The sequence below is a fragment of the Undibacterium sp. FW305-107 genome (genome assembly GCF_058788535.1).
The window spans coordinates 41,387-57,886 of the sequence record NZ_JBYTAV010000017.1 but is presented as its reverse complement, the minus strand read 5'-3'; the positions used below and the strand labels follow the sequence as shown (position 1 = coordinate 57,886).

The 16,500-nt window shown below is 50.3% G+C and carries 16 protein-coding genes; 13 read left to right on the top strand and 3 right to left on the bottom strand.

All coding sequences use genetic code 11. The features are described from left to right. Positions 1-57: 57 nt before the first annotated feature. From AC3WQT_RS27105 to xseA, 3 genes are all read right to left on the bottom strand, one after another. On the bottom strand, positions 58-930 hold the full coding sequence (locus AC3WQT_RS27105; protein ID WP_492708866.1) for a DMT family transporter: 873 nt from the start codon (positions 928-930) through the stop codon (positions 58-60). A gap of 179 nt (positions 931-1,109) precedes the next feature. Beyond that, positions 1,110-1,688 (bottom strand): superoxide dismutase [Fe], encoded by a 579-nt coding sequence (sodB, locus tag AC3WQT_RS27100; protein ID WP_162040495.1) that lies wholly within the window; start codon positions 1,686-1,688, stop codon positions 1,110-1,112. Positions 1,689-1,874: 186 nt separating this feature from the next. Then, positions 1,875-3,236, bottom strand: coding sequence for an exodeoxyribonuclease VII large subunit (gene xseA / locus AC3WQT_RS27095; RefSeq protein ID WP_492708863.1), 1,362 nt, complete (start codon positions 3,234-3,236; stop codon positions 1,875-1,877). A gap of 1,220 nt (positions 3,237-4,456) precedes the next feature. Here xseA and AC3WQT_RS27090 point away from each other — a divergent pair. From AC3WQT_RS27090 to AC3WQT_RS27030, 13 genes are all read left to right on the top strand, one after another. Beyond that, positions 4,457-5,062, top strand: a complete 606-nt coding sequence (locus AC3WQT_RS27090; RefSeq protein WP_492708862.1) for a MotA/TolQ/ExbB proton channel family protein — start codon at positions 4,457-4,459, stop codon at positions 5,060-5,062. A 2-nt stretch (positions 5,063-5,064) separates the two neighbouring features. Continuing rightward, on the top strand, positions 5,065-5,508 hold the full coding sequence (locus AC3WQT_RS27085; RefSeq protein ID WP_110257768.1) for an ExbD/TolR family protein: 444 nt from the start codon (positions 5,065-5,067) through the stop codon (positions 5,506-5,508). 100 nt (positions 5,509-5,608) lie between these two features. Further along, positions 5,609-6,649, top strand: coding sequence for a tetraacyldisaccharide 4'-kinase (gene lpxK, locus AC3WQT_RS27080; RefSeq protein ID WP_492708859.1), 1,041 nt, complete (start codon positions 5,609-5,611; stop codon positions 6,647-6,649). Continuing rightward, positions 6,630-6,824 (top strand): Trm112 family protein, encoded by a 195-nt coding sequence (locus tag AC3WQT_RS27075; RefSeq protein ID WP_492708857.1) that lies wholly within the window; start codon positions 6,630-6,632, stop codon positions 6,822-6,824. The genes lpxK and AC3WQT_RS27075 overlap by 20 nt, the downstream gene beginning before the upstream one ends. A 6-nt stretch (positions 6,825-6,830) precedes the next feature. Beyond that, on the top strand, positions 6,831-7,589 hold the full coding sequence (gene kdsB, locus AC3WQT_RS27070; protein ID WP_492708855.1) for a 3-deoxy-manno-octulosonate cytidylyltransferase: 759 nt from the start codon (positions 6,831-6,833) through the stop codon (positions 7,587-7,589). Positions 7,590-7,786: 197 nt separating this feature from the next. Then, positions 7,787-8,443: an adenylate kinase gene (adk, locus tag AC3WQT_RS27065; RefSeq protein WP_423003542.1), complete on the top strand. Its 657-nt coding sequence runs from the start codon at positions 7,787-7,789 to the stop codon at positions 8,441-8,443. Between the two features lie 251 nt (positions 8,444-8,694). Then, positions 8,695-10,902, top strand: coding sequence for a sodium-translocating pyrophosphatase (locus tag AC3WQT_RS27060; protein WP_492708852.1), 2,208 nt, complete (start codon positions 8,695-8,697; stop codon positions 10,900-10,902). A 223-nt stretch (positions 10,903-11,125) separates the two neighbouring features. After that, positions 11,126-11,884, top strand: a complete 759-nt coding sequence (locus tag AC3WQT_RS27055; protein ID WP_492708850.1) for a 3-hydroxyacyl-CoA dehydrogenase — start codon at positions 11,126-11,128, stop codon at positions 11,882-11,884. A 277-nt stretch (positions 11,885-12,161) separates the two neighbouring features. Next, the gene (locus AC3WQT_RS27050; RefSeq protein ID WP_492708848.1) at positions 12,162-13,376 is read left to right on the top strand and encodes a patatin-like phospholipase family protein; all 1,215 of its coding nucleotides are present in this window, start codon (positions 12,162-12,164) and stop codon (positions 13,374-13,376) included. Positions 13,377-13,525: 149 nt separating this feature from the next. Then, on the top strand, positions 13,526-13,903 hold the full coding sequence (locus tag AC3WQT_RS27045) for a guanyl-specific ribonuclease (protein ID WP_492708847.1): 378 nt from the start codon (positions 13,526-13,528) through the stop codon (positions 13,901-13,903). A gap of 26 nt (positions 13,904-13,929) precedes the next feature. Continuing rightward, the gene (locus AC3WQT_RS27040; RefSeq protein WP_422978767.1) at positions 13,930-14,328 is read left to right on the top strand and encodes a barstar family protein; all 399 of its coding nucleotides are present in this window, start codon (positions 13,930-13,932) and stop codon (positions 14,326-14,328) included. A gap of 90 nt (positions 14,329-14,418) precedes the next feature. Beyond that, a complete protein-coding gene (gene purN / locus AC3WQT_RS27035) occupies positions 14,419-15,024 on the top strand; it encodes a phosphoribosylglycinamide formyltransferase (protein ID WP_492708845.1) in 606 nt (201 codons plus the stop codon). 139 nt (positions 15,025-15,163) lie between these two features. Then, positions 15,164-16,471, top strand: coding sequence for an RsmB/NOP family class I SAM-dependent RNA methyltransferase (locus AC3WQT_RS27030; protein WP_492708843.1), 1,308 nt, complete (start codon positions 15,164-15,166; stop codon positions 16,469-16,471). Positions 16,472-16,500: the final 29 nt, after the last annotated feature.

The following is a 16,500-nucleotide window of genomic DNA, read 5'->3' as shown; positions in this document are numbered from 1 at the left end:
AAAGAAATTACTCACTAGTTTGCCATGCAGATATATTCTTGTCATGTCGCTATATGTTTATCTTACTGGCCTCACCACCAGCGCCACACCTGCCAGCGCAATCACCATCCCCAGTATCGCTGTCATCGTCAGCTTTTCGCCAAACATCAGCCAGGCCATGGCTGCGGTAACAGCGGGGACCAGGTACATATAGCTGGTGACCTTGGTCGCTTGACCATGACGTATCATGATGAACAACACCGAGATACCGACGCCAGACAAGACAAATACTGACCAGACCATGGCAGCGAAGAACTGTGGTGTCCAGATGATGGTCTGGGTTTCCAGCGTCAGCGCAAATGGCAATGTCACCAGCAGAGAAGCAACAAACTGTATGACTTGCCCGGTTCTGACATCAAAACTGGGACAGGTTTTTTTCTGGTACAGCGTGCCTATGGTCATGGCGGTCAGCGCCATGATGGCCAGCGCTACGCTGCTGACAGACAAGCCAATGACAGAGATTTTATTGGCGACCACCAGTGCCACGCCGCAAATGCCAAGCGCAAGCCCGGCCCACTGTTTGCCGTAGATGCGTTCACCAATGATGGGGCCAAGGAAAGCGGTAAAGATGGGCTGGGTATTGGCAATCAGTGCTGCCACGCCAGCGGGCATGCCCAGCTTGACAGCGCACCAGATACCGCCCAGATACATGGCCTGCATCAGGATGCCTGCGATGGCTATCGGTAGCCATACACGACGCTCTGGCCAGGGCGCACGCATGACCAGTGCCAGTATCAGCATGAAGATGATCACACCCAGATAACGCAGGCATAAAAAAGTCAGCGGTTCGGCATAGGGCAGGCCATATTTGGCCACGACGTAACCGGAAGCCCAGATGAAAATGAAGATGGCGGGGAGAAAGCGTAATAAAGGTGAGGCTTTGGTATGCATGCTGTTCAAAGAGTAGGGCGGTAGAGCATAGGGGAAAGTTCCTGGCGCTCGTTTGAGCCATGATCTTCGCATAAACAGCTTAAGTGATGGATGAAAAAAAACCTGCGCTTGCATCAGCATCGCAGGTTTTTTTCATCTGTCGTGCATATGTCATGATGAGTGCATCACGACAAGCTGACTCAGCCCAGGTTTGCTGTGGCAAATTCCCAGTTGACCAGTGCCCAGAATGCTTCCAGGTATTTTGGACGTGCATTGCGGTAGTCGATGTAGTAAGCGTGTTCCCACAGATCGCAAGTCAGCAATGGTGTGTCTGCTGTTGTCAGTGGTGTCGCTGCATTGGATGTGTTGACGATATCCAGAGTGCCATCAGCTTTTTTGACCAGCCATGTCCAGGAAGAACCGAAATTGCCTACGCAAGACTTGGTGAAAGCGTCTTTGAATGCATCGAAAGAACCCCATTTGGCATTGATGGCATCTGCCAGTTTGCCGCTTGGTGCGCCGCCGCCGTTAGGTTTCAGGCCATTCCAGTAGAACGTATGGTTCCAGATCTGTGCTGAGTTATTGAAAATGCCGCCAGAAGATTTCTTGACGATTTCTTCCAGTGTGGAGTTCTCAAATTCTGTACCCTTGATCAGGTTATTCAGATTGGTCACATAGGTTTGATGATGCTTGCCATAGTGGTATTCCAGCGTCTCTTGAGAGATATGCGGAGCCAAAGCATCCAGTGCATAAGGCAGTGCCGGTAAGGTATGTTCCATATCGCGTCCTTTTATCGTGAGTTTATCAATTCCGGCAATCCGGAAAAGCCAGACCAGCATTGTAAGCTTTTGTACAAAAGCTTGCACGTGGGCTTATGCAAATTCGCATTAATTACATGTATATGCGCAAAATGATGACTGTAAGTGCAGGACGGTAAGGCGAAGTGGTTTTTGCTCAGGCATGGATCAGTCGAGTTTGGTTTGTACGCTGCTGATGCCAACTTCAGCAGTGCCTGAAGCCAGTCTGACTTGTACTAGCGATTGTGGTTTGAGTTCAGACGTCTTGCGCAAGGCCTTGCCTTTGTGGTCACTGAGGATGGCATAGCCACGCTCCAGCGTGCGTTGCGGGTTGAGCAGCTCAAGTTGGCTGTGCAGGGCTGAGAGCTGTTGCTTATGGCCTTCACGGCGGTGCCTGGTCGCTTGCTGCAGGCGTCTTTGCATGTCTGCCAGCAGCAGTTTGGGCTTGCTCAGGTCGGGTTTATGTGCCTGCCAGCTCTGCGTCAATTGGCTCAGCGCGTGTCTGGCCTGGCGCAAAGGCAGACTCGCGCTGTGGCTGAGGTTACGGGCCAGGTTCATCAGTTGTAGGCGTCTGGCAGCAATGGCCGCCTTGGGGCTGAGCAGGCGGCGGCTTTGCCAGTCCAGGGCCAGGGCCTGGTCATCAAGTTGCCTGTGCATGCAACGGCTAAGTATCTGTGCCTGGCGCTGTAATAACTGCAACCATGCATCCCTTGGCGTGGCTGCCAGTTCTGCCGCTGCTGTTGGAGTGGCTGCGCGCAGGTCGGCGGCAAAATCGGCGATGGTAAAATCAGTTTCATGGCCTATGCCGGCAATCACGGGCATGGGGCAATTGACGATGGTACGGGCCACGACTTCTTCATTGAAGGCCCACAGGTCTTCCATACTGCCGCCGCCACGGCAGACCAGCAAGACATCGCATTCTTCGCGGGCAGCGGCGGAGGCTATCGCCTGGGCTATCTTCATGCCTGCACCTTCACCCTGTACTGGGGTAGGGTAGAGAATGACATTGATATGTGGCGCACGCCTGTGCAGGGCGATCAGGATGTCTCGCAGGGCGGCAGCCTGCGGGCTGGTGACTATGCCTATGGTTTTGACAAAGGCGGGCAAGGGACGCTTGCGCTCGGGATCAAACAAGCCTTCCTGCGTCAATTGAGCCTTCAGGCGCAAGAAAGCCTCATATAAATTGCCAACACCGGCACGGCGTATGGCCTCTACGCTTAACTGATAATCGCCGCGCGGTGCATACAGGGTAACCAGGGCGCGTACTTCTACCTTGTCGCCTTCTCGGGGCTGGAAGTCGGCATATTGGGCACGGCCACGGAACATGACAGCCCTGACCTGGGCGCCACTATCTTTTAATGTGAAATACCAATGTCCAGAAACGGCGCGGGTAAAGTTGGAAATCTCGCCAGAAACCCAGGTTAATGGCAGGTTGCGTTCCAAAAGCTGAGCAACGGCCTGATTCAGCGCCGTAACTGTCATCACGGACGGCGTGTTTACTGGATTGGCATAAGGTGATTCAGGATTCATAAAGCTTGGCGGCGGAAAATCTGTCCACAGAAGCGTGGTTTGGTCATCAGCATGTCATTTTGCCTCTGAGATGTCAAAAGAAATGAAAGTTTACTATCTAAGTCTTTGATTTTTAATAAAAATCAATCTGCAAAAGAATAAGGCAAAATGAAAATTCCCTTTCAAATCAAGGACATTGCAATGCATCAAGCAGCTTGTGCACAAACTTATCCACAGAAATTGTGATTAAGCTGTTGAAAACTTTAACCTTCATCAAAGTATGCCTGTTTGCCTAAAATATTGGCATGGAAGTAATCTTTATTGAAATCAAGTACTTATCTTCTTTTCCTGCGCTTTTACACAAGCTTGTCCACAAATTTTGTGCAGAATAAGCGCTTATTCACAGAGAAAGTGATTAAAAAAGCAAAGTTTTTAGCATGCTTGTGAATAAGCTGAGTTTGCCACTTTTTTAGGCGCGAATGAAATAATTAATAAAATCAATGGTTTAGTAACATTGCCCATACTTTTTCACATAGTTGTCCACATATTTTGTGCAAAAGCCTGATTTTTGCAATTTTTACCGGATACATATTTGCATTTAAGATAATATTTCTGTGGAAAGAGCATATTTCCTCGTCAAAATGAGCATTTGCCTGTTTTTCTGGCAGCCTTACTTATCATATAAAAATCAGCGACTTACAGTGTTTCTTTACGGTAATGCACAATCTTGTCCACATATTTTGTGTAAAACACCTGGCTTGTCGTCGATCAAAATTTTTTGATGAAATTTTGTGCAAAAAGGACTGAAATTGCAGATATGCCTAAAATATTGGCAGCACAATAATTTTCTTTTAAATCAGTTACTTGTCATTATGTGCGAGACTTTTGCACATACTTGTCCACAAATTATGTGTAGAAAAGACGGGGGTAAAATGAGAAAAATGCTGTTTTGTCCACAAAATGACAGTGCCTAAATCTTTGGCAGGGCTGGAAAAGTGAAATAAATCATGGGCTTAGCTAGATTCAGTGCACTTATCCACAAGCTTGCGCACAGATTTTGTGTAAAACAGTGGATATCCTGATTTACTATGATCAGTGCAAATTTCGTGCAAATTTTATGCTTTAGCTGAAAATGATGCTTTGAAACATTTTGTGCCGAGTTTTTTGCTCTGTGCTCTTGCCCATAGGCAGACAACGCGCTACATTGCGGGCTTGGATTTAGGAACCTTCAAGGAGTTAATTTGTTCGCCATCATTCAAGCCGCAGGCTGGCCAATTTATTTTTTATTGATTGCCTCAGTTATTGCGCTGACATTAATCATAGAACGCAGTCTTTCTTTGCGCCGTAGCCGCATTTTGCCGCCCACTTTGCTGGACGAAGTCATACGCGTTTATCAGGCAGGTAAAGTCAAACCTGAAGTCGTAGAACAGCTGGCAGGCAATTCTCCCTTGGGTAAAGTACTGGCGGCGGGTTTGCGCAATGTGAATGCGCCGCGCGACGTCATGAAAGAATCCATAGAAGAAGCGGGCAGTGCAGTCGCGCATGAACTGGAACGCTTCTTGACGACACTGGGCACGATTGCTTCACTGGCACCTTTAATGGGCTTGTTTGGTACTGTCGTCGGCATGATAGAAATTTTCGGCTCACAAAATGCGACGGGTGCGAACCCTGCACAACTGGCGCATGGTATTTCAGTAGCGCTGTATAACACGGGTTTTGGTTTGATGATCGCCATGCCTGCGATGGTGTTCTGGCGCCATTTCCGCGCACTGGTAGATAGCATCGTCGTTGATATGGAGCAACAGGCTATCAAGTTTGTTGATGTCGTCCACAGCGCCAGGAAGTAGTCATGAATTTTCGTAAAGGAAGGGGCAGGGAAGAGCCAGAGATCAACCTGATCCCGTTTATTGACGTCTTGCTGGTGATCCTGATTTTCCTGATGGTGACGACGACATATAGTCGCTTTACTGAATTGCAAATCACCTTGCCAACTGCAGATGCAGAAAAAGCCCAGGACAAACCGAATCAGATAGATATCGGTATTGATGCCCAGGGCCGTTACAAGATCAATAGCCAGGCCGTGTCTTTCCTCGACACCCTGACCCTGGCTGAAGATTTGAAAAAAGCGGCAGCTGCACTGGAAGCTGGCAAGACTGGCACCCAGCCTGATCCTGTCATCATCATCAATGCAGACCGTGCGACCAGCCATCAGTCTGTGATTGATGTACTGGAAGCTGCACGTATTGCGGGCATGGCCAAGGTTACGTTTGCGGCCCAGGCTACTGCGAAATAAAGACACCAGCAAGTTTGCGTTGAAGCGGAAAGCTGTTTCATATGCAAACCCAGACAGCCGGGGAGTGTGTAGCTCCCCGGTTTCTTTTTTAGAGAATGACATGCGGGCAGTATTGGAAAAAGTTTTATTGAGTGCCTGGCAAAAGCGAGGGCTGCTGGCTTGTTTGTTGTGGCCAGTGTCAAAGCTATTTCAATTGATCATCACTTTCCGTTTTGGCCTGTTTGTAATGGGCTACAAAGCGCAAACCAAATTGCCTGTGCCTGTCGTTGTGGCCGGTAATATCTTTATCGGTGGTACTGGCAAGACACCGCTGGTCATCTGGCTGGTGCAACAATTGAAACAGGCAGGCTGGCATCCAGCTGTCATCTCGCGTGGTTATGGTGTGCATGCCGAGAGTGTGATCCTGCTGGATGCTACCTCGCAAGCGCAGCAGGTTGGTGATGAACCAGTATTGATTGCTGCCAGGGCACAATGCCCGGTAGCAGTAGGGCGCGACCGCGTTGCCGTGGCGCGCTGTGTGCTGGCAGCCAATCCGCAAGTCGACGTCATTATTGCTGATGATGGTTTGCAGCATTACGCCTTGGGCCGTGACGTTGAACTGGTTTTATTTGACCAGCGCGGTACCGGTAATGGCTGGTTATTGCCAGCTGGACCTTTACGTGAGCCTGTACAAAGAAGGCGTGACTTTACGATCTGTAATTTACCAGATCCGGGCGCAGCATTCCCGGTCAGAATGCCTGTCGACACTGTGCGCATGCATTTGCAAGCTGGTCAGGCTTATCGATTGAATGACGACACACAGCGCCGCTCATTGATTGAATTCCGGGGGCAAAGCTTGCTGGCATCGGCTGGCATAGGTAATCCACAGCGTTTTTTCAGCATGCTGGCATTGCAGGGCTTGCAATGTCAGACACGGTCTTTTCCTGATCACCATGTCTTTGATGTGCAGAGTTTTAAGGGCGTAGATGCGGATTGCATCCTGATTACTGAAAAGGATGCAGTAAAATGTAGGCAAATCCCGGCTTTACTGGACGATGCCCGCATCTGGGTAGTACCAGTTGAAGCTCAACTCGATGCAGCTTTTGCCGCATCCCTGATACAAATGATTTTGGAGAAAAAGCATGGACGCACGTCTGCTTGATGTGTTGGTTTGCCCTTTGTGCAAAGGACAATTGGTCTACCAAAAAGCCAGTCAGGAATTGATTTGCTATGGCGACAAACTGGCTTATCAGATACGCGACGATATTCCCATCATGTGGGCAGATAAGGCGCGCGCACTCACCAATGAAGAAATTGACGCCAGACTCAAGGCTTAACGTTTTATGAGTTTTATCGCCATTATCCCGGCACGGCTGGCTTCCAGCCGTTTAGCCAATAAACCCCTGGCAGACATAGGCGGCAAGCCCATGGTTGTGCGCACTGCAGAGCAGGCATTGTTGTCTGGTGCCAGTGCCATCATGGTGGCCACCGATCATGCCGACATCGTCGCTGCCTGCAAGGCCCATGGCGTGCCAGTATGCATGACGCGGGCAGATCATCCATCCGGTACCGACCGGATCGCCGAAGTCGCTGCCAGCATGAATCTGGCTGACGATGCGGTTGTCGTGAATGTGCAGGGTGATGAACCATTAATAGATCCAGCGCTGATCGCAGCAACTGCAGCCCTGGTGAATGCAGATGTGCCTATGGCGACTGCAGCCCATTCTATCCATACGGTAGAGGATGGTTTTAATCCGAATGTCGTTAAGGTGGTATTAGACAAGCACGGCCGCGCCCTGTATTTTTCCCGCGCCACCATACCCTGGCACAGGGATGGGTTTACCATCAGCCGTGAACAGTTTCCGCCAGCTTATGCACCGCTGCGTCACATAGGTTTGTATGCCTACCGCAACGACTTTTTAAAAAAATATCCACAACTGGCTGTTTCTCCACTGGAACAAATTGAAGCGCTGGAGCAATTGCGGGTTTTGTGGCATGGCTATGCGATTGCGGTTCATGTTACCGGTTCCAGCCCGGCGCCAGGGGTGGATACGGCAGAAGATCTCGAACGTGTCCGGCAGTTTTTTATAAATAAGAAATAAAAAAACGGGCAAAACCCCAAGTTTTCGTGGCAAAGCATCAAGAATTACGAAAATTGTGGTAAGTTTCGTGAAAAGAAACTGTGTTATCAAGCTAAATAAGAAAAGCAAAAAAGAGCCGTGCCTGCCATGAAACCGCTGGCTGTCATGTTTTGATAATACAAGCACAAAAAATTCAAACTCGTCTTAGGAAATTTAACATGCGTCTTATTTTGTTGGGAGCGCCGGGAGCCGGCAAAGGTACACAAGCCAATTACATCAAAGAAAAATACAATATCCCGCAAATCTCTACTGGTGATATGTTGCGTGCTGCAATCGCTGCAGGCACAGCTTTGGGTCTGGAAGCAAAAAAAGTCATGGACACTGGTGGACTGGTATCTGATGACATCATCATCGGCCTGGTCAAAGACAGGCTGACACAGCCTGATTGCGCGAATGGTTATCTGTTTGACGGTTTTCCACGCACCACGCCACAGGCAGATGCGATGAAGGATGCTGGCGTGACGATAGACTATGTACTGGAAATCAATGTACCAGATGAAGCCATCATCGATCGTATGAGTGGCCGTCGTGTTCACCCAGGTTCTGGCCGTACTTACCACGTCAAATTCAATCCGCCAAAAGTTGAAGGCAAGGATGATGTAACTGGTGAAGAACTGGTACAACGCCCCGACGACAAGGAAGAAACCGTCAAGAAGCGTTTGTCCGTATATCACGAACAAACAGAAATCCTGTTGTCTTATTATGGCGATTGGGCCAAGTCTGGCAAGCCAGGCGCACCTAAATATCGCAAGATCGCTGGTGTCGGACCGGTAGAGTCCATCCGCGACAGCGCGTTTGCGGCGCTATCCGAATAAATAAGAAAAAAAGCGGACTGCATTGTCCGCTTTTTTTATAGCTACCAAGTACGGCTAAGCCCCAGCCAGTTTCTCCAAAAATATGGGCTACGTAAAAGTTTCGCAGTGTGCAGGATTCATTTTTGTCATTGGGTGCAAAGCAGTCTGGCACTTAAGTCTGAAAAATGAAGAATTGTCGTTGTTTCACTTTGTCGTTAAAAAAATGCATGCGCCCACAAGGCCAACATGCCTATAACATTGGAGGAGTCAACATGGCAGCAAGTCTTTGGTTTGTCATCGCATGTGGCGTCATCGCCGTACTATATGGTTTGATATCGCGTAGCTGGATTTTGAAGCAGGATGCTGGTAATGCGCGTATGCAGGAAATCGCTACCGCTATTCAACAGGGCGCTGCCGCCTACTTGGCGCGGCAATACCGCACCATCGCCATCGTTGGTGTAGTGCTGTTTATCGCCGTTGCCGCCATACCGGGCCTGGGTCTGATTACTGCCATCGGTTTCCTTATCGGTGCGGTGTTGTCCGGCGCCTGTGGTTTCATCGGCATGAATGTGTCGGTCAGGGCCAATGTCAGGACCGCGCAGGCAGCAACCAAAGGCATGAATGAAGCGCTGGACGTGGCTTTTCGTGGCGGTGCCATCACTGGCATGCTGGTTGTTGGCCTGGGTTTGCTGGGTGTGACGATTTTCTACTGGGTATTGGTCATGAATGCTGCTGGCAGTACGCTGACACAGCATGACGTTATCAAACCCCTCATAGGCCTGGCCTTTGGCGCTTCGCTGATTTCCATCTTCGCCCGTCTTGGTGGCGGCATATTTACCAAGGGTGCTGACGTCGGTGCCGATCTGGTCGGTAAGGTTGAAGCCGGTATCCCTGAAGATGATCCGCGTAACCCTGCCGTGATTGCTGATAATGTCGGTGATAATGTCGGTGACTGCGCTGGTATGGCTGCTGATTTGTTTGAAACCTATGTCGTGACCCTGATCGCCACCATGTTGCTGGGTGCGCTGGTGGTCACCAGCAATGTCACCGAAGCGATTGTTTATCCATTGTTGCTCGGTGCTGTTTCCATTCTGGCTTCCATCGTTGGCTGTTCCATGGTAAAAGCCAAGCCCGGCAAGAAAATCATGTCTGCCCTGTACACAGGCTTATGGTGGGCTGCTGGCTTGTCGTTGATCGGTTTTGCCATCGTGACCTGGCAAGTCTGGCCTGATGAAGCCATGCGCATGAAGATGATGGGCGCTGCCCTGGTGGGTATCGTCCTGACTGGCCTGATGGTGTATATCACTGAATATTACACAGGCACAGACTTTAAACCGGTACAGCATGTGGCTCAGGCATCAACCACTGGTCACGGTACAAACATCATTGCTGGTCTTGGGGTATCGATGAAGTCAACTGCGTGGCCAGTGCTGGCTGTGTGTGCTTCGATACTTGTCTCCTACAATCTTGCTGGTTTGTATGGCATCGCGATTGCGGCAACTTCCATGCTGTCGATGGCGGGCATCATCGTGGCGCTCGATGCCTATGGCCCTATTACAGATAATGCCGGTGGGATTGCCGAGATGTCAGAAATGCCTGCTTCAGTACGTGCGATTACTGATCCTCTCGATGCCGTTGGTAACACCACCAAGGCAGTCACCAAGGGTTATGCAATTGGTTCTGCCGGCCTGGCAGCACTGGTGCTGTTTGCCGATTACACCCATGCGCTGGATTCTGTTGGCAAGAGTACTTCGTTTGATTTGTCGAATCCGCAAGTCATTGTCGGCTTGTTTATTGGCGGTTTGATTCCTTACCTGTTTGGCGCGATGGCGATGGAAGCCGTGGGCCGTGCAGCCGGTGCCGTGGTAGTGGAAGTGCGTCGTCAGTTCAAGGAAATCAAGGGCATCATGGATGGCACAGGCAAGCCTGAGTATGACAAGGCGGTCGATATGCTGACGACATCGGCGATCAAGGAAATGATCATTCCATCGCTATTGCCTGTCATCGTGCCTATCCTGGTTGGCTTGTTGCTGGGGCCAGCCGCGCTCGGTGGTTTGTTGATGGGGACTATCGTGACTGGTTTGTTCGTTGCGATCTCAATGACCACAGGTGGTGGTGCCTGGGACAATGCCAAGAAATACATAGAAGACGGTCATTTTGGTGGCAAGGGTTCGGAAGCGCACAAGGCTGCCGTGACTGGTGATACTGTCGGTGATCCATACAAGGATACAGCTGGCCCGGCAGTCAACCCGCTCATCAAGATCATCAATATCGTGGCACTGTTGCTGGTACCCTTATTGCCTGCAACGGGAACCACGACGAGTGCAGCCAGCCATGCTAGTCCGCCAGCGCAAATGGCAGCACCGGCAGCTTCTGCCTCGGCCAGCATTGTTGCGCCTGCTGCATCTGCTTCAGCATCAGCCCCGGCAGAGGTGCCACCGCCACCCGCAATGACTGATCCTGCATCTGCCAGCAAATAAACATTAAGTTGTTGCAGAGACTGGGTAGCAAAAAAATGGCAGCGATATTCGCTGCCATTTTTTTATTTTTGCGTGGAGAGGATTATTCGCTACAATACGAAGATGTGACGTTTACGTAAACGTAATTGTAGTCGTAATCGTGGATGCAACTAGTGGATACAAATAAGTGCCATCCCCACAATTTGATTAATGTGCTTATTGACAATAGCTTGGAGAGACAAATATGCAAATTCAAAATCATGTATTTATTATTACTGGTGGTGCTTCCGGCCTGGGTGCAGCGACGGCAAGAATGATCGTTGCCAACGGCGGCAAGGTCGTGCTGGCCGATGTGCAGGTAGAAGCTGGTGAAGCACTGGCGACTGAGCTGGGTGGCAAGTTTGTCAAATGCGATGTGACTTCTGAAGCCGATGGCAAAGCTGTCGTTGAAGCCGCTGCTACTCTGGGTACGCTGCGTGGGCTGGTCAATTGCGCCGGTGTTGCACCAGCGATCAAGACGGTTGGTAAAGATGGCCCGCATCCACTGGACGTTTTTCAGCGCGTGGTTAACATCAATCTCATCGGTACTTTTAACATGTGCCGTCTGGCAGCAGACGCCATGGGCAAGACCGAAGGTGTGGAGCATGGTGAACGCGGTGTCATCATTAATACAGCATCCGTCGCTGCTTATGATGGTCAGATTGGCCAGGCAGCCTATGCATCTTCCAAGGCAGCGGTAGTTGGCCTGACCCTGCCTATGGCACGTGATCTGTCACGCAGCGGCATCCGTGTCATGACGATCGCACCAGGTATTTTTGAAACACCCATGCTGCTGGGCATGCCGCAAGAAGTGCAGGATGCTTTGGGCAAGATGGTGCCGTTTCCTCCGCGCCTCGGCAAGCCGGATGAATATGCTAATCTGGCCAAGACGATTATTGAGAATGTGATGTTGAATGGTGAGACCATCCGATTAGACGGAGCCATTCGCATGCAACCCAAATAGTAAGTGCTGATAAAGCTACTGCGCGGCGCGATTTTTGGTCGGCGATGCTCATCGTACTAAAGTACGATTGCGCTTCTCAACCAAAACTAGCGTCGCTCGCTACGCTTTCTCAGCACTTACGCGCCTCAGTATGCGGGCAGAAAAAATAACTGCACTTCGGTGCTGTTTAGGCATGATTGTTGTATTTGTAGAGTGGAGTTCTTTCACTGTGCCGTGCAGCATGACAAATTGCTAGGGGGCTACTACACTAGGGCAAATCTGGATTTGCCCTTTTTTTATGCCTACACAAACGAGTAATAATGCGGGAACAGGATTGATCTTGACCGGTGGTGGGGCGCGTGCGGCCTATCAGGTTGGGGTGCTTCATGAAATTTCGGCGATACTGGTGGAGTCTGGCTGGCATCCTGCAAGCAATCCTTTTGGCATTATCTGTGGTACTTCTGCGGGGGCGATCAATGCGACCTCGCTGGCCTGCGGGGCTGATAATTTTGCTGATGCAGTGGGGCGCATGCTGCATATCTGGGAAAATTTTGAAGCGGCGCAAGTGTACCGGGCGGATTCGCTGGGTGTTATGCGTAGCGGGGCGCGCTGGTTGACATTGTGGTCGTTTGGCTGGTTGCTCAACAAATGGCGCAAGGCACCACCAAATTCTTTGCTCGATAATTCTCCGCTGGAAGCACTGTTGACCCGTATGCTGGACCTGAGTAGTCTGGATGCCGCATTTAACAATGGCAGCCTGCATGCTTTGGCGGTAACGGCATCTTCTTATACAGCCGGTCAGCATCTGACTTTTTACCAGACTCTGGCCGATATTGAACCCTGGGTCAGAAGTCAACGTCTGGCGCAGCGTGATTTTATCGGCGTCCAGCATTTGCTGGCATCTGCCGCGATCCCTTTTATTTTTCCTGCCGTGCCACTGAACTGGGGCGGGCGTATGGAATATTGTGGTGATGGTTCCATGCGTCAGCTGGCACCGATATCACCCGCCATCCATCTGGGGGCGCAAAAGGTCTTGATCGTCGGCGCGGGCCGTTTGACTGAGCCGCCCAGTGTCAGCACTGAAACTGCCCGTTATCCCAGTCTTGCACAAATTGCCGGTCATGCCTTGTCCAGCATTTTTCTTGATAGTCTGGCTGTGGATATAGAAAGACTGATGCGCATCAACAAGACCTTGTCGATGTTGCCGCCAGAATTGCTGGAGAAAACCCCCTTGCGACCAGTTGATCTCCTGGTCATTGCGCCTTCAGAAAGACTGGATGAAATTGCCAGCCGCCACACCAATAGCCTGCCCCTGCCTGTGCGCACCATGCTGGGTGGTATAGGTGCTACCGAAGCACGTGGTTCGGCTCTGGCGTCTTATCTCTTGTTTGAATCGACTTATACCAAAGAGCTAATTGCCCTTGGGCGACGGGATACCCGTGCCCGGATGGATGATGTCTTGCACTTCTTTGGTGTTGATACAACGTCACGGGTGCCAGCGAGATTGGTGTGATAGCTGGACATTATTGCCATAAAGTATTTTTGTCGAAAATGTGACAGGCAGATGAATTAATATATTGTAACATCTGCAACAATGATTGATTCATCATCGACAAACCGTTACTCTATGCCCTGTTTAAGCATGTGCGGATAGACAAAATAATGATAAATCCAACATTTTTTAAAAAATGGCTGGTATTTCTGACGCTTGCTTTGCTGGCAGCAACCAGCTTCGCCAAAGACACCAATAGTCTTGGCCAGGTTGCTATTGCTGAATTACCTAAAGAAGCACAGGCAACACTGAAGCTCATCAAGCAAGGTGGTCCATTTCCTTATGACAAGGATGGCGTCGTGTTCGGCAATTATGAATCCAGGCTACCCAAGCAAAAGCGTGGTTACTATCATGAGTATACGGTGAAAACGCCGCGTGTCCGTAATCGTGGCGTGCGTCGCATCATTGCCGGAGCAGACCCGCAAACGTCGGGCGAATACTATTACACTGAAGACCACTACGAGAGTTTTCGCAGAATTAAAGAGTAAATATGATCTCAGCAACCGAGGGGGAAATGGAATTATTGGCAACGGTAGCGCCGAATGTGGTGCAATCCATACGTGCTTTCCGTGTGCCCGATTTACAAGCTGAAGCAGCCAAGCTGGGACAGCATTTCTTGTATGCCTATTGCCTCGAAGCAGCCACCAAGCAGCAAGTGCTGGGTAAGATTGCCTTGTCTTTCGGTTTTCCCAAGCCCATGTGTCGTAATCTGGATGCATTGTCAGATTGCCTGACTGATATGATTTACAAGGCCGGACCGCAACCCGGTTTTTTGATCGTGCTTGAACAATTGCCAAATACGCAAAAATTTGACAAGGAAGCGCGCGAGACACTGTTGGACGTTTTTCGGGACGCCGCCGATTTTTGGGCCGACAGAAAAGTCGCGTTTCGTGTGTTCTACTCCTTCGAATAGTATTTTTATACCCTGTATAATAGGTGCCAGTAAGTAATTGCTGGCATTTTTTGTTTGGGGCTAACCCCCTGTCAGCGTTACAATGCCGCCATGAAAAAGATTGTTATCCTCATTTCTGGTCGTGGCAGCAATATGCAAGCCATCGTCGAAGCTGCCGCAAAACAGCAATGGCCAGCGCAAATCGCTGCCGTTATCAGCAACCGTGCTGATGCGGGTGGTTTGGAATATGCAGCCAGCCGTGGCATACCGACAGCGGTAGTCGTTAGTAAGCAATTTGCAACGCGTGATGCATTTGATGCTGCTTTGCGGGAAAAAATAGATGAATTTGCCCCTGATCTGGTCGTTTTGGCCGGTTTCATGCGCATACTGACTACAGGCTTTGTCGAACATTATGCCGGCAGGATGTTAAATATCCATCCATCCCTGTTACCCAGTTTTGTCGGTTTGGCAACGCATCAGCAGGCAATTGATGCGGGCGTTAAAGTGCATGGCGTGACCGTGCATTTTGTTACTGCTGAACTCGATCATGGTCCCATCGTCGCGCAGGCGGTTGTGCCAGTGCTTTACGACGACACCGAAGACACTCTGTCGCACAAGGTACTTGAACAAGAGCACCAGATTTACCCGCGCGCCGTATTGCAATTTGTCGAAGGCAAATTGCGCATAGACGGCAATCGTGTTCATATCAGTAATTAATAAATTAATTAGTGAGCATCAGCGGCGCTGCCAGCGCGATTTTGCATGGGCATTGGTTAAACATTAGCCACCAATATAGTTAGTACTACATAGTAATTTGGTTCATCCGGACCACGTCAGCATATTAGAAGGAAGCAGCATGAGATTACCTCCAGCCATACTCGTCAATACCGAAGAAGTATTACGTGAGATTTTGCGTTTTACCGGCCCGGCAGATGGCACTTTGTCGCGTTATTTTCGTGATCACCCACGCCTGGGTTCACGCGAACGCGGTGTAGTTGCGGAGGCTGTTTATGGCTTGCTGCGTAATAAAGCGGTGTACACCAATTTTTCTGAGTCTGGTATAGGCTCACCTATGCGCCGCCTGAGCCTGCTGGGTCTGGCTGATGCAGTTGGTGTCGATGCTCTTGGTGGCTTGACGGAAGATGAAACAGCGTGGCTGCAACGTGTGATGGAAATTGATCGCACGCACCTGCCTTTGATGATGAAAGCCAATTTGCCAGAATGGCTGTGGACAAAACTGGTGGAGCGCTTTGGTGAAGAAGAGGCACTGGCGCTGGCCATGTCGCTGAACACCCCGGCACCGCTGGATTTGCGCGTCAACACGATCAAGGGTGATCGCGACACCGTCATCACCACACTGGCACAGGCACCTATCATCGCTGAGCCTACTCCCTATTCAAGCACGGGTTTGCGCGTACGCAAAAAACCATCCATCCAGAATCTGCCTTTGTTTAAAGACGGCACGATAGAAGTACAGGATGAAGGTAGTCAATTGCTGGCTCAACTGGTCGGTGCCAAACGCGGTGAAATGGTTGCTGATTTTTGCGCTGGTGCCGGTGGCAAAACTTTGGCACTGGGTGCATTGATGCGTAACACAGGCCGTCTGTATGCCTTTGATATTTCTGAAAAGCGCCTGGCCAAACTGAAGCCACGCATGGCGCGCAGTGGTTTGTCAAATGTGCATCCTGTCGTCATCGCGCATGAAAAAGATGCCAAGATCAAACGCCTGGCGGGCAAGCTGGATCGCGTATTGGTCGATGCACCTTGCAGTGGACTGGGTACTTTGCGCCGCAATCCTGACGTCAAATGGCGTCAGACGCCAGAGGGTGTGGCAGAGTTGAATGTCAAGCAGGCTTCCATCCTGGCCAGCGCTGCGCGCATGGTGAAGCCAGGTGGCCGTCTGGTGTACGCAACCTGCAGTATTTTGGATGAAGAAAACGAAGGCATCGTCCAGGCTTTCCTGGCTGAACATGCTGACTATGCACTGGTGCCAGCCTCTCAGGTATTGGCTGAGCAAAAAGTGAATCTGGAAATGGGTGATTACCTGAAGCTCTACCCGCATCTGCATCAGACCGATGGTTTCTTTGCCGCGATACTGGAACGTAAAAAGGCACCAGCCAAAGTTGCGCCAGAAGAGGTCGCTCCAGAAGCAGAAGAAGATTGATTCAGGTGTCACTGTAAGTAATCCCATCA

Bases quoted from the DNA above. Each gene is read 5' to 3' on its own strand.
- AC3WQT_RS27085 (WP_110257768.1), top strand. From the start codon at position 5,065: ATGAATTTTCGTAAAGGAAGGGGCAGGGAAGAGCCAGAGATCAACCTG.
- lpxK (WP_492708859.1), top strand. From the start codon at position 5,609: ATGCGGGCAGTATTGGAAAAAGTTTTATTGAGTGCCTGGCAAAAGCGA.
- purN (WP_492708845.1), top strand. From the start codon at position 14,419: ATGAAAAAGATTGTTATCCTCATTTCTGGTCGTGGCAGCAATATGCAA.
- AC3WQT_RS27060 (WP_492708852.1), top strand. From the start codon at position 8,695: ATGGCAGCAAGTCTTTGGTTTGTCATCGCATGTGGCGTCATCGCCGTA.
- AC3WQT_RS27030 (WP_492708843.1), top strand. From the start codon at position 15,164: ATGAGATTACCTCCAGCCATACTCGTCAATACCGAAGAAGTATTACGT.
- AC3WQT_RS27040 (WP_422978767.1), top strand. From the start codon at position 13,930: ATGGAATTATTGGCAACGGTAGCGCCGAATGTGGTGCAATCCATACGT.
- xseA (WP_492708863.1), bottom strand. From the start codon at position 3,236: ATGAATCCTGAATCACCTTATGCCAATCCAGTAAACACGCCGTCCGTG.
- AC3WQT_RS27105 (WP_492708866.1), bottom strand. From the start codon at position 930: ATGCATACCAAAGCCTCACCTTTATTACGCTTTCTCCCCGCCATCTTC.
- kdsB (WP_492708855.1), top strand. From the start codon at position 6,831: ATGAGTTTTATCGCCATTATCCCGGCACGGCTGGCTTCCAGCCGTTTA.
- AC3WQT_RS27045 (WP_492708847.1), top strand. From the start codon at position 13,526: ATGATAAATCCAACATTTTTTAAAAAATGGCTGGTATTTCTGACGCTT.
- sodB (WP_162040495.1), bottom strand. From the start codon at position 1,688: ATGGAACATACCTTACCGGCACTGCCTTATGCACTGGATGCTTTGGCT.
- AC3WQT_RS27050 (WP_492708848.1), top strand. From the start codon at position 12,162: ATGCCTACACAAACGAGTAATAATGCGGGAACAGGATTGATCTTGACC.
- AC3WQT_RS27075 (WP_492708857.1), top strand. From the start codon at position 6,630: ATGGACGCACGTCTGCTTGATGTGTTGGTTTGCCCTTTGTGCAAAGGA.
- AC3WQT_RS27055 (WP_492708850.1), top strand. From the start codon at position 11,126: ATGCAAATTCAAAATCATGTATTTATTATTACTGGTGGTGCTTCCGGC.
- adk (WP_423003542.1), top strand. From the start codon at position 7,787: ATGCGTCTTATTTTGTTGGGAGCGCCGGGAGCCGGCAAAGGTACACAA.